The 18602-nt window shown below is 53.0% G+C and carries 20 protein-coding genes; 8 read left to right on the top strand and 12 right to left on the bottom strand.

Annotated elements, in window-relative coordinates:
- The 3 genes from H650_RS03825 to H650_RS03815 are packed head-to-tail and all read left to right on the top strand — an operon-like array spanning window position 1 to window position 2262.
- The gene (locus H650_RS03825) at window positions 1–822 is read left to right on the top strand and encodes an amino acid ABC transporter ATP-binding protein (RefSeq protein WP_020454042.1); all 822 of its coding nucleotides are present in this window, start codon (window positions 1–3) and stop codon (window positions 820–822) included.
- Complete coding sequence (locus H650_RS03820; RefSeq protein ID WP_020454041.1) at window positions 822–1580, top strand: amino acid ABC transporter permease; 759 nt, start codon at window positions 822–824, stop codon at window positions 1578–1580. The genes H650_RS03825 and H650_RS03820 overlap by 1 nt, the downstream gene beginning before the upstream one ends.
- Window positions 1570–2262 carry an amino acid ABC transporter permease gene (locus H650_RS03815; RefSeq protein WP_020454040.1) on the top strand — a complete coding sequence of 231 codons (693 nt, stop codon included), beginning with the start codon at window positions 1570–1572 and terminating at the stop codon, window positions 2260–2262. Before H650_RS03820 ends, H650_RS03815 begins: the two co-directional genes overlap by 11 nt.
- On the opposite strand, the gene H650_RS03810 is transcribed toward H650_RS03815, so the two are convergent.
- On the bottom strand, window positions 2245–2691 hold the full coding sequence (locus H650_RS03810; RefSeq protein ID WP_020454039.1) for a DUF441 domain-containing protein: 447 nt from the start codon (window positions 2689–2691) through the stop codon (window positions 2245–2247). The two genes, H650_RS03815 and H650_RS03810, sit on opposite strands and share 18 nt — an antisense overlap.
- A 204-nt stretch (window positions 2692–2895) precedes the next feature.
- Here H650_RS03810 and H650_RS26195 point away from each other — a divergent pair, with 204 nt between their 5' ends.
- Window positions 2896–2991 carry a hypothetical protein gene (locus H650_RS26195; protein WP_020454038.1) on the top strand — a complete coding sequence of 32 codons (96 nt, stop codon included), beginning with the start codon at window positions 2896–2898 and terminating at the stop codon, window positions 2989–2991.
- Between the two features lie 14 nt (window positions 2992–3005).
- Here H650_RS26195 and H650_RS03805 read toward each other — a convergent pair whose 3' ends face one another.
- The 7 genes from H650_RS03805 to H650_RS03775 form a co-directional block, all read right to left on the bottom strand.
- Window positions 3006–3503, bottom strand: coding sequence for a YbaK/prolyl-tRNA synthetase associated domain-containing protein (locus H650_RS03805; protein ID WP_020454037.1), 498 nt, complete (start codon window positions 3501–3503; stop codon window positions 3006–3008).
- Window positions 3504–3901: 398 nt separating this feature from the next.
- Complete coding sequence (locus H650_RS03800) at window positions 3902–5182, bottom strand: YeaH/YhbH family protein (protein ID WP_020454036.1); 1281 nt, start codon at window positions 5180–5182, stop codon at window positions 3902–3904.
- 65 nt (window positions 5183–5247) lie between these two features.
- Window positions 5248–7182, bottom strand: coding sequence for a protein kinase YeaG (gene yeaG, locus H650_RS03795; RefSeq protein WP_020454035.1), 1935 nt, complete (start codon window positions 7180–7182; stop codon window positions 5248–5250).
- Between the two features lie 491 nt (window positions 7183–7673).
- Window positions 7674–7895, bottom strand: coding sequence for an acyl carrier protein (locus tag H650_RS03790; protein ID WP_020454034.1), 222 nt, complete (start codon window positions 7893–7895; stop codon window positions 7674–7676).
- A gap of 16 nt (window positions 7896–7911) precedes the next feature.
- Window positions 7912–9345: an AMP-binding protein gene (locus tag H650_RS03785; RefSeq protein WP_020454033.1), complete on the bottom strand. Its 1434-nt coding sequence runs from the start codon at window positions 9343–9345 to the stop codon at window positions 7912–7914.
- The gene (locus H650_RS03780; RefSeq protein WP_020454032.1) at window positions 9342–10460 is read right to left on the bottom strand and encodes an MBOAT family O-acyltransferase; all 1119 of its coding nucleotides are present in this window, start codon (window positions 10458–10460) and stop codon (window positions 9342–9344) included. Before H650_RS03780 ends, H650_RS03785 begins: the two co-directional genes overlap by 4 nt.
- A 126-nt stretch (window positions 10461–10586) precedes the next feature.
- On the bottom strand, window positions 10587–11726 hold the full coding sequence (locus H650_RS03775) for a D-alanyl-lipoteichoic acid biosynthesis protein DltD (protein ID WP_020454031.1): 1140 nt from the start codon (window positions 11724–11726) through the stop codon (window positions 10587–10589).
- Window positions 11727–12067: 341 nt separating this feature from the next.
- Here H650_RS03775 and H650_RS03770 point away from each other — a divergent pair, with 341 nt between their 5' ends.
- Together H650_RS03770 and H650_RS03765 are read left to right on the top strand one after the other, a co-directional pair.
- Entirely contained in the window at window positions 12068–12814 is a 747-nt protein-coding gene (locus tag H650_RS03770) for a MipA/OmpV family protein (protein ID WP_020454030.1), read from the top strand.
- Window positions 12815–12903: 89 nt separating this feature from the next.
- Window positions 12904–13761: an aldo/keto reductase gene (locus H650_RS03765; protein WP_020454029.1), complete on the top strand. Its 858-nt coding sequence runs from the start codon at window positions 12904–12906 to the stop codon at window positions 13759–13761.
- A gap of 42 nt (window positions 13762–13803) precedes the next feature.
- On the opposite strand, the gene H650_RS03760 is transcribed toward H650_RS03765, so the two are convergent.
- Window positions 13804–14688: a D-hexose-6-phosphate mutarotase gene (locus H650_RS03760; protein WP_020454028.1), complete on the bottom strand. Its 885-nt coding sequence runs from the start codon at window positions 14686–14688 to the stop codon at window positions 13804–13806.
- 75 nt (window positions 14689–14763) lie between these two features.
- The gene (gene gapA / locus H650_RS03755; RefSeq protein WP_020454027.1) at window positions 14764–15759 is read right to left on the bottom strand and encodes a glyceraldehyde-3-phosphate dehydrogenase; all 996 of its coding nucleotides are present in this window, start codon (window positions 15757–15759) and stop codon (window positions 14764–14766) included.
- Window positions 15760–16102: 343 nt separating this feature from the next.
- Here gapA and msrB point away from each other — a divergent pair, with 343 nt between their 5' ends.
- Both msrB and H650_RS03745 read left to right on the top strand, forming a co-directional pair.
- Window positions 16103–16516: a peptide-methionine (R)-S-oxide reductase MsrB gene (gene msrB / locus H650_RS03750; protein WP_020454026.1), complete on the top strand. Its 414-nt coding sequence runs from the start codon at window positions 16103–16105 to the stop codon at window positions 16514–16516.
- 38 nt (window positions 16517–16554) lie between these two features.
- A complete protein-coding gene (locus H650_RS03745) occupies window positions 16555–16830 on the top strand; it encodes a YeaC family protein (RefSeq protein ID WP_020454025.1) in 276 nt (91 codons plus the stop codon).
- A gap of 43 nt (window positions 16831–16873) precedes the next feature.
- Here H650_RS03745 and pncA read toward each other — a convergent pair whose 3' ends face one another.
- On the bottom strand, window positions 16874–17515 hold the full coding sequence (pncA, locus tag H650_RS03740; RefSeq protein ID WP_020454024.1) for a bifunctional nicotinamidase/pyrazinamidase: 642 nt from the start codon (window positions 17513–17515) through the stop codon (window positions 16874–16876).
- Between the two features lie 10 nt (window positions 17516–17525).
- Window positions 17526–18542: an asparaginase gene (gene ansA, locus H650_RS03735; protein WP_020454023.1), complete on the bottom strand. Its 1017-nt coding sequence runs from the start codon at window positions 18540–18542 to the stop codon at window positions 17526–17528.
- Window positions 18543–18602 lie beyond the last annotated feature (60 nt).

Genomic DNA, 18602 nt, shown 5'->3' with positions numbered 1-18602 from the left:
ATGCTGGCAGGTCTGTTTTCTACCTCTGTGGCGGATGCCACAGAGGTGTTGCCCGTGGCGAAAGGCACGGTGGAGTTTCGCCAGGCGAGCAAACGCTACGGCGACAACGTGGTATTAAAGTCGATTGATTTACAGGTTGCCGCCGGCGAAGTGCTGGCGGTGTGCGGGCCTTCGGGTTCCGGTAAATCAACGCTTATCCGTTTGATTAACCAGCTCGAAACCCTGAGCGGCGGGGAGATCTATGTTGACGGTCAGCCGACCAGCCAACTGAAAGGGCGCCAGCTTCGCGAGTTGCGCCGCCATGTCGGTTTCGTTTTTCAGCAGTTTAATCTTTATGCCCACCTCAACGCGCTGGATAACATTACGCTGGCGTTACGCCGTATTCACGGCAAAAGCGCCGCCGAGGCGCAGGCCATCGCGCTGGCGCTGCTGGCGCGCGTTGGTTTGCAGGATAAAGCGCATCACTATCCGGCGCAGCTTTCCGGCGGGCAACAGCAACGCGTGGCAATCGCCCGCACGCTGGCCGCCGATCCGCATATCATTCTGTTTGATGAGCCAACCTCGGCGCTTGATCCGGAGATGATTGGCGAAGTGTTGCAGGTGATGAAATCGCTGGCGCACAGCGGCATTACGCTGATGGTGGTGACCCATGAGATGCAGTTTGCCCGTGAAATCGCCGATCGCGTGATCTTTATCGACGGGGGCGAAATCCTTGAGCAGGCAGCACCGGCGCAATTCTTTTCTGCCCCGCAGCACCCGCGCGCGCAGCGCTTTTTACAGAAAGTGCTCAACCCGCTGCACGCGGATAGCAAGGAGTTGTAATGGCGCTGCATCTCGACTGGGCGGGCGTGCTGACCGGGCAGCCCGCACAATGGATCATTTCCGGTTTTCTTACCACCATCTGGGTTACCGTAGCGGGAACCGTACTGGCGACGGTATTAACGATACTGCTGCTGGCGCTGCGTCTGGCCGGTGGCAAGGTCGGGCGAGGCGCGGTGGCGGCGTGGGTATCGCTGTTTCGCAATACGCCGCTTCTGGTGCAGCTATTGTTCTGGTATTTCGCCGCCTGGAATGTGTTGCCGCAGAGTTTCCGCCAGTACGTTAACGACGATCACGCGTTCAGCATTTTGCCAGGCGATGTCTGGTGGTTGACGCCAGAGTTTCTCTCGTCGGCCTGGGCGCTGGGGCTGTTTACCGCGGCCTTTCTGGTTGAAGAGATCCAGGCGGGTTTGCACGCGGTGCCGCGTGGACAGGTTGAAGCCGCGCAATCGCAGGGGTTTAGCCCGCTGGCGTTGTTCCGCTGGGTGCTGCTGCCGCAGGGACTACAAAATGCCTGGCAGCCGATAGTGGGGCAGTATCTGAATCTGATGAAGCTCTCTTCGCTGGCGACCGGTATCGGGCTGGGGGAATTAACCTACCAGACCCGGCAGATCGAGAGTTTTAACGCCCACGCGCTGGAAGCGTTTGCCATCGGCAGCGCGCTCTATTTGCTGCTGGGGCTGGTGATGAGCGTGTTGTTCAACCTGCCACGTAACTGGCGGATGCAACGCCGTGCAGCGGAGGGGCAACATGATCGCTAATATCACCGTGATCATCGATAACCTCGACTATTTGCTGTGGGGGCGAGCGGCGCAGGGTGAGCCGGGCGGGGTACTGTTATCGCTGCTGATGACCGTCGGCGCGGCGGTTCTGGCGTTTCCCGGTGGTGTGCTGCTGGCGTGCTGCGCATGGCGCTTTCGCGGCTGGCCACGCAAAGTGCTCTTTCTCTGGGCGGAGCTGATTCGCGGCATTCCGCTGATCTTCGTGATCTTCTGGCTGTGGTTTTTACTGCCCTGGTTAACCGGCGCCGATCTCCCCGGTGCGGTGACCGTAACGCTGGCGCTGGCGTGGTTTACCTCGGCGGCGGTGATGTATTCGACCCTTGCCGCGCTTGGGGCACTGCCGAAAGGGCAGTACGAAGCCGCGCTCAGTAGCGGGTTTGGCAGTGCGCAAATCCTGTGGCTGGTGCTGTTGCCGCAGGCATTACGCAACGCGTTGCCGTCGTATATCGGTTTGCTTATCGCGCTGCTGAAAGACACCTCGCTGGCGTTTATTGTCAACGTACCGGAATTGACGACAGTCGCAGGCCAGGTGAATAACCGGGTGCAGGTCTATCCTGCCGCGCTGTTTGTCTTTACCGGCCTGGTCTATTACCTGCTGTGCAGCGCGCTGGAGTTTGCGGTCAAACAGTGGCAGCGGCGTCACTCACTGCCGGCCAATTAGCAGCGAAACCAACCCGGCAGCAATCAGTGGCCCGACCGGAACGCCCCGGAACAGGGCCACACCCAACACGGTGCCGACCAGTAATCCCGCTACCAGCGACGGTTGTGAACTCATCAACGTTACGCCGCGTCCACCCAGCCACGAGACAAAAACACCAACCGCAATCGCCACCAACGATTTCCAGTTCACAAACGAGTGCAGCAGCGTCGAGGGCGGCAATGAGCCGCTGGCGATCGGCGCCATCACGCCAATGGTGAGGATAATAATGCCAACGGTCAGCCCCTGCTTTTCAATCCACGGAAAGAAGGTGTTGAGCGGGGTAATGCGCACAATGATCAACACCAGAATAGAGACCGCAACGGTGGTGTTATGGCTGACAAAACCCAGCGCCGCGAGCGCCAGCAGAATAAACAGCGTGGTATCAAACATCAGAAATTCCTTGCCAACAAAGAAACCTGTTTACTCTACGCATAAACCGGTGATGAAACAGGCTTTTTTCGTGCAGGCAGATAATTTCAGGCAGTTGCCAGAAGCGAAGGGCGGTTTTTAATCAAAAGTCAGCTGAATTGTCATCAACGATTCATAATTCAGAGATATGAATTAGGCACCGACAGGCCTTTGCGAGTTACCATCATGCCTTCAGATGTGTTGATTATCACCGCCCTGTTCTTCACGCTGGCCGCCGGGCTGGTGATTTCCGTCTTGATTCTGGAAAGGAGCGGCTGGTAAGCCGCACAAGCGCGTTATTCGCGGCGAAAATCCACCAGTTCCGGCCTGGCGATGCGCAGGTAGTCGCCGGTATTCATGATTACCGATTTCTCCAGTAACCCGGCGTTAAACGCGATGTCATCAAAGCGCTGAAACAGTACCGGGTCGGCAACCAGGTGCAGATCCGGGTGAAAGCTGAACGGGGGAATGGCGCCAAATACGCACGCCGTTAACGCATCCACTTCCGCCGGGCTTGCCAGCGAGGCTTTACTGCCACCAAAGTGCTGCGCTAAGCGGGAAAGGTCGGCCTGTAAGTCGGCGGCCAGGATCGCCAGCACATGCTTTTTCACCCCGTTACCTTTTATCTTACACAGCAGCGCTTTCGCGCCCTGACCCAGCGCGGTACCGCGAATTTCACTGACGGCCTCACATTTGCCGACGGCCTCGTGTTCAACAACGCGAAAGCGCGCGTCGTGCTGTTCAAGCAGGTTTATCAAATGCTGGTGGATGTTACGGCTGGCAATTTCAGACATATTCACTCCCGATGAAGACGTTGAAGATTAAGAATAATTCACGCACCGGGAGATGAAAATAAAAAAGCCGCCCTAAAGAGGCGGCGAAAAAATACAAGCACTACAAACAACGCTTTTTGTGTGTACTGTTAGTTTCTTTTCAAACGGCAGCCATATGCCACCAGGCTCAAGGCGTTCACAGGATGAACTGAGCGCAACAGCACCGACGTAAACGTTATCCACGCCCGCCGTGCCACAAATGTTTCGATGTGATTACTGTGCCACATTTACGCGCAGGCAAGAGGGTAAATAGCCGCTATTTTGTACGGCAATTCAGCCATTAGCCCGGGGAAATGCGGTTTTTTTACGCAGATGCGCAATAAAGAGAGGCAGCCGGAAAGGGTTCCGGCTGCGGAAGGTTAGCTGGTGGATGTCGTTTGTTTATGGAAAAGTTCGCGGAATACCGGGTAGATATCCTCCTGATCGCGAATATGCTGGATGGCGAAATTATCAAACATCGTTTGCAGGTGTTCATACTCGCGCCATAACGTCTGGTGCGCCCGGCGGGTGATCTCGATATAACTGTAGTAACGCACCACCGGCAGGATCTTCTTCGCCAGGATTTCGTGACACAGCGGTGAGTCGTCCGCCCAGTTATCGCCGTCCGACGCCTGCGCGGCGTAAATATTCCATTGCGCCGGGTCGTAACGCTCTTTAACCACTTCATCCATCAGTTTCAGCGCGCTGGAAACAATGGTGCCGCCTGTTTCCTGCGAGTAGAAGAACTCATGTTCATCCACCTCTTTCGCCTGCGTATGATGGCGGATATAGACCACTTCGACGTTTTTATAGGTTCGGCTCAGGAACAGATAGAGCAGAATGTAAAAACGCTTGGCCATATCTTTGGTCGCTTGATCCATCGAACCGGAAACGTCCATCAGGCAGAACATCACCGCCTGGCTGGAAGGTTCTGGCCGTTTTTCGTAGTTTTTGTAGCGTAAATCAAAGGTGTCGATAAACGGTACGCGCTCAATTTTTGCCCGCAGTTCGGCAATCTCTTTGCGCAGACGCTCCTCTTCAAGTAATTGTGCAGGTTCGCTTTTTGCCACCGTTTCGAGGCTGCTTTCCAGTTCGCGCAGCTCACGACGTTTTCCTGCCGTCATGGCGGTGCGGCGCGCCAGCGAGTTTTGCAACGAACGCACAACGCTGATATTCGCCGGTACGCCATTGGCGGTGTAGCCCGCGCGGTGCGTTTTGAACTCATTAAGCTGCCGTTGCTGGTTCTTTTTCAGGTTCGGCAGCGCCAGATCCTCAAACAGCAAATCGAGATACTCATCTTTGGAGATCTGGAAAACAAACTCATCCTGGCCTTCGCCGTCAGGGCTGGCTTCGCCCTGGCCGCCGCCGCCACCACCACCGCCGCCTTGTGGGCGCTCGATGCGGTCATTTTGCACAAAATGATCGTTTCCCGGATGTACGCGGTGGCGCAGGCCGCCACGCCCCTGATGGAACATCGGTTCGCTGATATCTTCCGTCGGGATGGAGACGGATTCGCCATTCTCCACGTCGGTTACCGAACGCTTGTTGATCGCTTCGGAGATCGACTGCTTTATTTGCGCTTTATAACGGCGTAAAAATCGCTGGCGGTTAACCGTGCTTTTATTTTTACCGTTCAAACGCCGGTCAATGAACCAGGTCATAGTTCCCTCCCGCTGCGTATGCCAACGTAGCAACTGGCCGCGCACAGGGCGCGGCCAGCGCGTTGTTATGATGATTTACGTACACGCAGATACCATTCGCACAACAGGCGAACCTGTTTGCGGGTGTAGCCTTTCTCCATCATACGGTCGACAAAATCGTCGTGCTTTTTCTGCTCGTCGGTAGAGGTTTTGGCGTTGAACGAAATCACCGGCAACAGCTCTTCGGTGTTCGAGAACATTTTCTTCTCGATAACCGTGCGCAGTTTTTCGTAGCTGGTCCAGTTCGGGTTGCGTCCGTTGTTGTTAGCGCGGGCGCGCAGCACGAAGTTAACGATCTCATTACGGAAATCTTTCGGGTTGCTGATCCCGGCCGGTTTTTCAATTTTTTCCAGTTCCGCGTTCAGGGATTCACGGTCAAACAACTGGCCGGTATCCGGGTCGCGGTACTCCTGATCCTGGATCCAGAAATCCGCGTAGGTGACATAACGATCGAAGATGTTCTGTCCATATTCGGAATAGGATTCGAGGTAAGCGGTCTGGATCTCTTTGCCGATAAACTCGGCGTATTTCGGGATCAGATAGCCTTTCAGGAATTCCAGGTAACGTTCAGCCAGCTCCTGCGGGAACTGCTCACGTTCAATTTGTTGTTCCAGTACGTAGAACAGGTGCACCGGGTTGGCTGCCACTTCGACGTGGTCAAAGTTGAACACACGCGAGAGGATTTTAAAGGCAAAACGTGTCGACAGGCCGTTCATCCCTTCATCAACACCGGCGTAATCGCGGTATTCCTGATAGGACTTCGCTTTCGGATCGGTATCTTTCAGGCTTTCACCGTCGTAGACACGCATTTTCGAGTAGATGCTGGAGTTTTCCGGTTCTTTCAGACGCGAAAGAATCGAGAAACGGGCCAGCGTTTCGAGCGTTCCCGGTGCGCACGGCGCATGGGAGAGCTCACTGTGGTTGAGCAGTTTTTCGTAAATTTTCATCTCTTCCGAGATGCGCAAGCAATAAGGCACTTTGACGATGTAAACACGGTCAAGGAACGCCTCGTTGTTTTTGTTGTTACGGAACTGCACCCATTCGGATTCGTTCGAGTGGGCGAGGATGATGCCGTTAAACGGCAGGGCGGAGATGCCTTCCGTACCGTTGTAGTTGCCCTCCTGCGTGGCGGTCAGCAGTGGGTGCAGCACCTTGATCGGCGCTTTAAACATTTCGACGAACTCCATGATGCCCTGGTTCGCCCGGCACAGCGCGCCGGAGTAGCCATAGGCGTCTGGATCGTTTTGCGCGTGGTTTTCCAGTTTGCGGATATCCACTTTACCGACCAGCGCTGAAATGTCCTGGTTGTTCTCATCGCCCGGTTCTGTTTTGGCAATCGCAATCTGTTCCAGAATCGACGGCCAGACTTTTACCACGCGGAATTTGCTGATATCTCCGCCAAACTCGTGCAGGCGTTTGGCGGCCCACGGCGACATGATCGTGCCGAGATAACGGCGCGGGACGCTGTACTCTTTTTCCAGGATCTGCGCGTCTTCCTGCGGGTTAAACAGGCACAACGGGTGGTCGTTAACCGGGCTGCGCTCGCCATTGGCGCTCAACACGTAAATTGGCACCCGTTGCATTAAGGATTTCAGGCGTTCGGCCAGGGACGATTTACCCCCGCCCACCGGGCCGAGCAGATAGAGGATCTGTTTCTTTTCTTCCAGACCCTGCGCAGCGTGTTTGAGGTATGAGACAATTTGCTCAATCGCCTCTTCCATTCCATAAAATTCCTCGAACGCGGGGTAGCGTCCGATAACCCGGTTCGAAAAGAGACGGGAAAGCCGTGGCTCCTGGGCAGTGTCTACCATCACAGGTTCCCCTATGGCCATCAGCAGCCTTTCAGCAGCATTCGCATAGGCGCTGCGATCTTGCTTACAGATGGCAAGAAACTCCTGCAGAGTGAACTCTTCGTCCTTGGCAGCTTCATAACGCTGGCGATAGTGATCGAATATATTCATGGCATGCCGTCCTTTCGTAATCTGTGGGAACAGTACAGCTATCAGTTTTTCCACTTTTAGCGTCGCAAACCAACGGGATAAAAATTATGCTCCGTCCTATTTGTTATGAGCGTGTATCCAGCTTTGATCAAGTTATCGCTGAAGAAGATTCTGATGGCAGAGGGCCTTTTTTTGCCCCATATTTGGATTAAATATCTATTGAGTTAGATTTATACAGATTTTTTATATTTAATATCGGGATTCTGCATTGGAAAATGCCAACATTTTACATCAGGCGAATGTTGGTAAATTTTTACAGGATGTGCGGGATCGCAAGTATAGAAAAAGTGACGCCGTCATGGTCACTTCGCCGAAGCGGAAAGATTATCGACAACAGAAGTACGCGAGCTGTGTTAAAGGATGATGACAGACAGGATTAACAGGGCGGTTGTCGCCAGCAAAACGAAAGACGCGGTGCCGGGCGGCAATGCCCGGCACCGTAAAATGACATGTCAGCTGCGGTGCTCTTCAATGTATTGCGCGAGATCCGCTGGGGTTTTCAGCACGCTGGCGACTTCTGTTGGTGGGATCATGCAGCCGTAAACGTCCTGCACTTCCAGCACCATATCGACGGCGAGGATGGAGTCGAGAATATCGGACTCAATCAGCTCATCGTGAAAGCCCACTTTGCGGGATAAAATCTTTTCAAACAGCGCGAGAATTTCTTGTTCCATGATTTTTCCTGTGTATTCAGTTGCTGCGGGCATGGGTATCCAGCAGTTTGCGGTCGATTTTGCCGTTAGGGTTCAGCGGCAAAGCCTCCTGGATGATGATTTGCGACGGCACCATGTATGGCGGCACCACCTGTGAAAGCGAGTGTTTAATCGCGTCCGGCGCCAGATTTGTTACGCAGAATGCCGCGATACGCAGCACGCCGCCGCCCGCTTTCATTAGCGGTAATACCACTGCTTCACGAATGCCGGACATCGCCAGCAGGCGGTTTTCAATCTCGTTAATTTCGATGCGATAACCGTTGAGCTTGATCTGGCTGTCGTTGCGGCCCTGGCAGTAAATAAGCCCATCTTCGTAGCCCAGATCACCGGTCTTGTAGCCGCGCCATGCTTCGCCCTCACGGTGCAGCAGTTTCGCCGCGTTCTCCTGCGGCAGGCCGAGATAACCGCGCATCACGTTTTTGCCCCAAATAACCAGCTCACCGTCAGCGGTAATCTCCATTCTGCTCTCTGGCATCATGGTGCCGACCGGCAGCAGATCGTTTTCGCTGGCGAGGATGTCGTCCGTGATTTCGACAACGGTAGTGGCGATAGTCGCTTCGGTCGGGCCGTAGGAGTTGAGGATTTTGGCCTGCGGGAAGCGGCGGCGAAGCTGTTTGACCAGCGCTTTGTTTAGCACTTCGCCGATAAACACAAACACGCCGAGCGCGGGCAAATAATCACTGTTGAATTGCGGCGAGAGCAGTTTCTGGTAAGCGAAAGAGGGGGTGGAAACCCAGACTGAGACCGCGTTACTTTTCAGGCGCTCAAGCCAGTTTTCTGCCGCGATATCCTCTTTGGCGTTCAGCACGATATGGCCGCCGGTTGCCAGGTTTGCCAGCAATGGGATCAGTGACAGGTCAAAGCTGAACACCGCGTGATTCATCAATACCGGTACTTCCGGCAAGGCAAAATCCTGACGCACCCACTGCATAAAGTGCCACACGCTTTCACGGCCGATCTGCACGCCTTTCGGTTTACCCGTGCTGCCGGAGGTGAACATGATATAGGCGAGATCCGGCTCTGCCAGCGGCTGGGCGATTTCACCGGTCGGCACAAACTGCCGGGTCGCTACGTCGTAGTAGTACGGCGCGCTGGCGAGATGGCAAATCTCTTTCAACCGTTCCTGCGGATAGATGCAATCTACCGGAATGTAAGGAATGTTATGCAGCAGGCAGCTATAGATAGCGACGGCGAATTCCGCCTGCTGGTGGCCGTACAACACCACTGGCGTCGCCGGCGAAGGCTGACAGCGCTGATAGCGTTCGGCCCAGTCTGTCACCGCGCCAGAGAGCTGTTGCCAGTTAAGTGCTTCATCGCTGCCGCTTATCGCTAACTGATGCGGGCGGGCGGGATCGAGTAATGCCGCACGCAGGAAATCCTGCAGCGCCTGGAGGTCAGAGTGTAGGTTCATAGAGGTGACATTCCGCTAAAAATGTAAAGAGATGCCGCAGCGCTTGCCAGCGTTAACAGGCGTCCCAAAAAGAGGATCGAGGGAAATTGCAGCCAGCGGTTCAGCACCGGGCTACGTTTGGCTGACCACAGCAGCATGTTGTGCGCCACAGAAATGGCGCCAAACAGCGCGCCGCTAATCACATAGTGCCGTTCGAGCCCGTTCCATGCCCCCATACAAAACAGCGTGCAGAAAATACCAATATTCTGCGCCAGTGTTTTGTTCTGACGGAAAAAGTCGAGCTTCATTAAATTCATATAAATCGGCATAAACACCACATCGCGCAGCCACTCTGAAAGGCTGATGTGGAAACGACGCCAGAAATCCTGCGGGTTTTTCGCCAGAATCGGCATATTAAAGTTTGCCGGAACGTTGAGGCCAAACAAACGAGCGGCGCCGATGGCCATATTGCTGTAACCGGCGAAATCAAAATAGAGGTAAGCGCTGTAGGCGAGCGACATCACGACGCCGACACTTAATGTAAACGGGCGGTGGCTCCAGTCCTGGATCACCAGGTTATCGATCAGCATGGCGAATAAAAATTTCTGCACGATGCCGGTGAAAATTTGTTCTGCGGCTATGAGAAATTGCTCACGCGTGAGCGTAAACACCGGTTTATTAATATCCGTTATCCACGTCCGCCAGCGGTACATTGGGCCGGCCAGAATAATGAACGGCATAAACAGGTAACAGAAGTAGTGCAAAACATTGTTGCCGTCTTTTTTATTGCGATAGAGCAAAACATCGATGGCGCGAAAGGTCATAAAAGATAAGCCAATCATGCCCCAATGGTTATTCAGGTGTAATTTCACCGCAAACAAAGGCACTAACGTTAAACTTACCGCCTGCCAGGTTTTTAACCAGCCTTTCTCTTTTAAGGTGACGAGAATATAAAAGCTGATAAAAACCGCGACGGGAACGATATAGTCGCCCTGAAATATATATCCCCAGCCAAAGGCCGCCAGCACGGAAAAAGCACATAAGTAAGTTAACCGATAGCGCAGCACGCGGTTAACCAGCGCAAATAACAACGCCGAGGAAAAGAGAAAAAAGAAAAAGGTTCCGGAGCTGTACATCATTCATTCCTCAGAACTTTTGATATTCAAAGTGCACTTTTAAATTCATGCTTTCATCAACAGAGGACCACGCGATAACGGTGACCGCCAGTAAGAGATAAAGGAAAAACAGGCGAATAGCGTATTTCATCGTTTAAAACTCTCAATAATAAAGCGGTCCATCGGTACCCATGCCAGATCGGTAGGATGCAGGCGATCCCAGTTCCAGCCGTCCTGATACGGCATGGAGTACATATCAAAATAGGGGATCTGGTTTTCTTTCAGGATGGCGGTGGTTTGCGTTACCGCAGGCTGCACCAGCTCAGGGTTTTGCACCGCACGACGGTTTATCGCATCGATAATGACTACCACCTGAACGTGGTGCTCTTTCAGCAACTTAATCATGGCGCGAAACGCTTTCAACTGTTCCGGCTCAACGGGCGAATCGTCCCATACTTCTGGTTTTTCGCCGGGTTGATAAACCGTTTTGTCCATCCACAAGGTGTCTGCGCTTTCCTGGCGCGCCTCGTTCAATTCGCGGGCGTGGGCCAGTTCATGTTCCCAGTTCGGCGTGATATCAACAGCGGGTTGTACAGGCCAGGGGCGTGCGGGTGACGCTTCAACGTCCAGCAACGCCAGCCAGTCGTTTTTAATCAGTGTGCAGAAATTAGCAAATTCGTAACTGACTTCTTGCCAGATATTATCCAGATCCCAGCCAGCAATTTTCATTTGTTCAAAGGTTAAATGGCTGGTCTCTTTTTTATTGATATGGCGTAAGTAGTTGACCAGGAATGGTCGTGTTTGTTCATCCTCCATTAAAGGATTAAAAACCGGTGCCGGAAAATTATTCGCGAAAATAGCCGGAGGTACGCCGGTTGAATAAAAACTATCGGGCGCGAGCAGTAAAACGACTTTACTGTTTGCGTTAAGGTCATTCTTAAAGCGAGACAGCAGAAGAAAATGGGTGACGCTATCATCAAAACTGTCGCCAAATGCAACAACATTACGGTGTAAATCATTATTAAGGTAATTATATACAGCGTAAGGTTCATCTTCTGAGGTGGCGACTTCCGATGCGCCGATGAAAAAAATCGCATTACCCTGCAGGGCATGAGAAATAGTGGCTATTTTTTCCGCCTGTTCTTTTGCCGTACCGTCCATTGCTTTAATCAGCGGCTGGAATTTAAGCGGCGGATCAAAACGGGTCAACAGCGGATGAACGCAGAGGAACAGGATGGCGAGAAACGCCATCAGGAAATGTAGGCAGAAAGTATTTTTGATTTTCATTATAAAATTAAAACTACTTGATATTCATTTGTTTAAAATATGTTGTTTTTTAACATTACAGAGGAATTGATCTCTGTTTCCGCGACACTATATACCAGCCTTATGACAGATGATGAGCACTGCCGTGTAACGGTATGTACAGCGCGTCATTTATCACCAGAAATGGCCGAAGAGGGTTAATGAACAGGGCGGGAAAGTGTTTTATTGCCCCGATGATGGCAGGCTTTTCGTCCCATCGAATTTGCGTTTTTTTGTAATGTTTAGGTAAAAAAATTTGGGTAGGCTGGCGCGGGCGGTTAAACTTCTTGCGCCAATTATTTGACTACAGGAAAGAAAGGACTGTGACCAAAATCAAACTCGTGGCACTGGGCGTGCTGACCGCGTCCTGCGCTTTTGCAGCAAATGCAGAAAATACCTTTTCACTGGGCGCTGGCGTAGGCGTCGTTGAATCCCCGTATAAACAGTATGATAAACGTGTCCTGCCGGTTCCTGTTATCACCTATGAAAGTGATAATTTCTGGTTTCGCGGCTTAGGCGGCGGTTATTACCTGTGGAATGACCAGGCGGATAAACTCTCCATCACCGCGTTTTACTTCCCATGGGAGTTCAAACCAAAAGACAGTGATAATAACCAGTTGCGTCAGTTGGATCGCCGTAAAGCGACGATGATGGCGGGGCTTTCATACATTCACAATACCGAGTACGGTTTCCTGCGCACCACACTGGCGGGCGATGTGCTGGATAACAGCAACGGTGTTCTGTGGGACATCGGCTGGTTGTACAACTACAACAACGGTGCGCTGAGCGTCACGCCGGGCGTCGGTGTTGAGTGGGCCAGCGATAACCTGAACCAATACTACTACGGTGTGTCGCGCGATGAAGCGCGTCGCAGCGGGCTGAAAAGCTACGATCCGGATAATGGCTGGAGTCCCTATCTGGAGCTAACGGTCAGCTACCGTCTGACGGACAGCTGGACCGTGTACGGCACGGGCCGTTACACCCATCTGTCGGATGAGATCAAAGACAGCCCGATGGTGGATAAATCCTGGGGCGGTCTGTTGTCTACCGGGGTGACGTACCGCTTCTGATTGTGCAGTTGAATAGTGCGATCTGTGCAATAAAACAGGGCCATTGGCCCTGTTTTGCTTTACGGTGCAACGTTTAGCAGGAGGACAATATGGCAGACAAAAAAGTGGTTTTTGCAGGCCAGGTTTCACAACCCGCCATTGGCCAGGGCACATGGTACATGGGTGAAAACACGCGACTGCGTCAGCAAGAAGTGGATGCGCTGCGCGCGGGTGTCGATCTGGGATTAACGCTGATTGATACGGCGGAAATGTACGCTGACGGCGGAGCGGAAGAAGTGGTCGGCGAAGCCTTACAGGGCGGTTTGCGTGACAAGGTGTTCCTGGTTTCCAAAGTTTATCCATGGAATGTGGGCGGCAAGAAAGCCATCGCGGCTTGCGAAGCCAGCCTGCGTCGCCTGAAAACAGAGGTTCTCGATCTCTATTTGCTGCACTGGCGTGGTAACTACTCCCTCGCTGAAACCGTCGAGGTGATGGAAACGTTGATCGCGCAGGGCAAAATACGCCGCTGGGGCGTTTCAAATCTGGATCACAGTGATATGCAGGAGCTGATGCGCGTGCGCGGCGGGGACGCCTGTGCGACAAATCAGGTGCTGTATCATCTTGGTTCACGCGGCATTGAATATGATCTGCTGCCGTGGTGCCAGCAACGGGCAATGCCAGTGATGGCCTATTGTCCACTGGCGCAGGCTGGCCGCCTGCGCGATGGTTTGCTGGAAAACAGCACGGTGCGCGAGATTGCCGCAGCTCATGGGGTGAGTGCTGCGCAAATTTTACTGGCATGGGTGATAAGCCACCAGGGCGTGATTGCCATTCCCAAGGCGTCCAGCGTGGCGCATGTGCAGGAAAATGCGGCGGCATTGAATATCACGTTAAGCAGCGAAGAGTTAATACGGCTGGACAACGCGTTCCCGGCACCTGGCCGTAAAACGCCACTCGACGTGGTGTGACAGGAGTAATAACCCTCTCCTGTCGGGAGAGGGTCGGCAGGATCAGCGTTTAACGACGCGGATAGTCTGCGCCAGGCGGGACGGCTTCTCTTCAGTGGTTTTCTGCGGCACGGTCGCGTTAACCGATTCCACACAGACAAACGTTTTGTAACCGTCATCCGGCATGTCAGTCATGCTGACGGAGAGTGCCGGGCCGGGGTTCCACGCCACGACATTTGCGTTATGGCTGTGGATGACTTCTATGGTGCGGTTAAGCGCGCTGTCGTGGATCAGGCTGCAGGCTTCCGCATTCAGATAGACGCGGTCGGTGCGATCCGGGAACGTCTGTACACCATCGGCCAGTACATCTTCTTTCGCATCGTTCACTTTGTCGATAAAGCGATCGCCAAGACCACTCACTTTTACGGCTGCGATATCACCGACATTGAAATAGGTGTGCAGCGCCGAGGTGGTTTCAAACTCACCGTGAGCTTCCAGCTCCATTTCGCAGGTCGCGCCCAGTTTGTAGCGGGCATACACCGTAAAGTCGTGTGGCCAGAATTTGCGCGATGCATCGCTGCTCTGCAGTTCAAAGGTCAGTACAACACCGCTGGCATCTTCGTTATGTGCTTTCAGCGCCCATGGCAGATTGCGCGCAAAACCATGCGCTGGCAGGCCTTGCTGTTTTGCCGGGCCGAACCACGGCCAGCAGACCGGCACGCCGCCGCGCAGCGCGACGCCATTTTTAAACGGCGTGTTGCCGCTCAGCCACAGGACTTCTTCTTCGCCCTGCGGTTTCCATGAGAGCAGATGTGCGCCCTGTAAGGCGAATGAACCTTTAACCTGCGGATGGTCAACGACGATAACGTCCAGCTCGTCCATTTTGCGCAGGGAGAGAGTAGAGGTAATTTGTTCGACTACCGGAAGTGCAAAAATTTTATTAATCATTAACGCAATCCTCTGTCTTCAAAACAAAAAAAGAGCGACCGAAGTCGCTCTTTCAGATCATGTTCTCATCTCAACTTATTTGGAGATGTGAGCGATCAGATCCAGAACTTTGTTGGAGTAACCAGTTTCGTTGTCGTACCAGGAAACCAGTTTCACGAAGTTGTCGTTCAGTGCGATACCCGCTTTAGCATCGAACACGGAAGTGCAAACTTCACCGTTGAAATCGGTAGAAACCACGTCGTCTTCGGTGTAACCCAGAACGCCTTTCATCGGGCCTTCAGAAGCGGCTTTGATGGCTTTCTTGATTTCTTCGTAGGACGCAGCTTTTTCCAGACGAACGGTCAGGTCAACAACAGATACGTTCGGAGTCGGAACGCGGAACGCCATACCAGTCAGTTTGCCGTTCAGTTCCGGCAGTACTTTACCTACAGCTTTAGCAGCACCGGTAGAGGACGGGATGATGTTCTGGGATGCGCCGCGGCCGCCGCGCCAGTCTTTGTGAGACGGGCCATCAACGGTTTTCTGAGTGGCGGTGGTCGCGTGAACAGTAGTCATCAGACCTTCGATGATGCCGAAGTTGTCGTTGATAACTTTTGCCAGCGGAGCCAGGCAGTTAGTGGTGCAGGAAGCGTTGGAAACGATGTCCTGACCAGCATATTTGTCGAAGTTAGCGCCACGTACGAACATCGGGGTGTTGTCTTTGGACGGGCCAGTCAGAACAACTTTTTTCGCGCCAGCGGTGATGTGTTTACGAGCGGTTTCGTCGGTCAGGAAGATACCGGTAGCTTCAGCAACAACGTCAACGCCGATTTCGTTCCATTTCAGGTTAGCCGGGTCTTTCTCAGCAGTAACACGGATGGTTTTGCCGTTAACAACCAGGTGGCCGTCTTTCACTTCTACGGTACCGTTGAAACGACCGTGAGTGGAGTCATACTTCAGCATGTACGCCATGTAATCAGCGTCCAACAGATCGTTGATACCAACGATTTCGATGTCAGAACGTTCCTGAGCAGCACGGAAAACAATGCGACCGATACGGCCAAAACCGTTGATACCTACTTTGATAGTCATATATTCCACCAGCTATTTGTTAGTGAATAAAAGGTTGGCTGTAAAATTACAAAAACCTTACGCAGCGTCAAGCGGAATCGTGTCAATCATTGCGACAAATCAATCCTCCGCATAACCTTTGTTCGACTGACTCGCCTCACTCTTCCTTTGAGCATGCTCCCCATATAGGGGCGCCGCCCGGAATTTTAAAGGTCAGACAGGATAAAAATGTGAGATTAATCACAATTCACCGGCTGCTTTACCGCAACAAATAAGTTTAGAACAAAAGTTAACGCCGCAGTGTTAATGTTTTGTTAGAATCAGGGTGAAAAGTTGTCGAGTTTTTACCGTGAGGCGTGAGCAAATGGCGCATAATTCTTCTGAAGACGACCTGAAAAAAACACTGACTGAAATGCAATTTTACGTGACGCAGAACCATGGCACCGAGCCGCCGTTCACCGGGCGTTTTCTGCATAACAAACGCGACGGGGTTTATCACTGTCTGGTGTGCGACGCCGCGCTGTTCAATTCGCAAACCAAGTATGATTCTGGCTGCGGCTGGCCAAGTTTCTTTGAGCCGGTGAGCGAAGACGCTATTCGCTATATCAACGATTATTCGCATGGCATGCAACGCGTGGAAATCCGCTGTGGAAAATGTGATGCGCATCTGGGACACGTCTTTCCGGATGGTCCGCAACCGACCGGCGAACGCTATTGCGTCAACTCTGCTTCCCTGAGTTTTACGGATGACGAAAACGGCGAACGATCTCAGGGTTGAAAAAACGATTCAGCAATTATTCCACGGAGTTTTCAAAGATGAATCTTGATCAAATCGTTAACAGCATGACGCCGGAGATCTACCAGCGCCTGGTAACGGCCGTTGAGTTAGGTAAATGGCCGGATGGCGTGGCGCTGACAGCAGAGCAAAAAGAGAACAGTCTGCAACTGGTGATGCTGTGGCAGGCGCGCAATAATACGCAGGCGCAGCACATGACCATTGATACTAACGGCCAGATGGTGATGAAAAGTAAGCAGCAATTAAAAGAGGATTTTGGCATTTCGCCAAAGCCGATCGCGACGTTTAAATCGTAAGTCGCCATGCCGGAGGCGCAACGCCATCCGGCAAGGGCATCATTCAGGCATGCGTTTCCTGCCAGTCCGCGAGCGTATAGAGCGTCGCGCCAGCCGCTGACATCTCCATAAACGCCTGCGTGCTGTCCTGCGGATTCAGGTTCACGCCACGGCAACCGTCGGTAATGACATTCACCTCGTATCCAAGTTGTAGCGCATCCAGCACGGTAAATTTCACGCAGTAATCGGTGGCTAAACCGAGAATTACCAGTTCGCGGATGCCGTGCTGCTGCAACCAGTTGTGCAGGGCGGTTTCCTGACGATGGCCGTTATCGAAAAACGCGCTGTAACTGTCAATCAGCGGGTTTTCCCCTTTGTAAAACACCGCATCGATAGCTTTCTGGTTTAGCAACGGATGCAGCGCTGCGCCTTCGCTGTTTTGTACACAGTGATCGGGCCAAAACGTTTGGGTTAACCCGGCCAGTTCGCCAGTTGTGAACGGCGCGACGTGGTGCTGACTGGCGAAACTGCCATGTCCGGCCGGGTGCCAGTCCTGGCTTGCCACGATGGCATTGCCGCGTGTCTTACACCACGTCATCATGGCATTAGCAACATCAACCGTGCTGTCACCTTCAGCTACCGCCAGCGCGCCGCCAGCGCAAAAATCATTTTGAATATCAACCAGCAGCAGTGCGCGTTGCGTCATTCGAGCCTCCTCATTCATCCGGCGTCAGTTCACCGCGCAGGTTTTGTGTCATGGCGGTGCGAATGGAATCAGCGTCCAGCTCCTGGCTTAACAGGTAGTGAAGTTTTGTCAACGTCGCTTCAACTGTCATGTCTGCGCCGCCAATCACGCCAGCGTGGGCGAGGGCGTTGCCGGTGGCGTAGCCTCCCATGTTGACCTTGCCGGACATACATTGTGTCAGGTTGACCACGACAATGCCGCGGGCGCTGGCTTCCTGTAACTCTTTCAGAAACTCACCGTTTTGCGGCGCATTACCCACGCCGTAAGAACGCAGGATCAGCGCTTTTACCGGCTGGCGCAGAAAGTTACGCACCACATCGGCGGAAATGCCTGGATAAATCGTTACCACGCCAATCGGCTGCGGGGTGATCGGGTGGACAACCAGTTCTCCCGTGGTGTGCGGCGCGGGCGGCGTGCCCAGGCGGCGAATATGAATACCCGCTTCCAGTAATGGCGCCAGGTTAGGCGAAGCGAACGCGTCGAAACCATCAGCGTGCGCTTTGGTGGTGCGGTTGCCGCGATACAAACGGTTATTGAAGAACAGCGTCACTTCGTTAATCGGGAAATTCGCCGCCACATATAACGCATTAAGCAGGTTGATTTGGCCATCAGAACGCAGTTCGGCGAGCGGGATTTGTGACCCTGTCACAATAACCGGTTTGCCTAAGTTTTCCAGCATAAACGACAGTGCCGACGCGGTGTAGGCCATCGTGTCTGTACCGTGCAGAATGACAAAACCATCGTAATCGTCATAGTGCGCTTTCACATCGTCTGCGATATGTTGCCAGTCTTCCGGTGTCATATCGGACGAATCCATCAGCGGCTCATATTCATGGATGGTGAAATCAGGCATCTCCGGGCGATGGAATTCAGGCATCAGCGCCAGTTGACGTTGCAGGTGACCGGAAACCGGCACATAGCCGTGTTCTGAGCGTTGCATACCGATAGTACCGCCCGTGTAGGCAACGTAAATGGATTTTTTTTGCATAGTTATATTCTGGCTTCATCAAAAAAATCCCCTCCGGTGGAGGGGACGTGGTCAGGTGAT

The organism is Enterobacter sp. R4-368 (assembly GCF_000410515.1).
Classification (GTDB): Bacteria; Pseudomonadota; Gammaproteobacteria; order Enterobacterales; family Enterobacteriaceae; genus Kosakonia.
The sequence above is the reverse complement of the archived record's forward strand: the minus strand, read 5'-3'. Positions and strand labels throughout refer to the sequence as shown.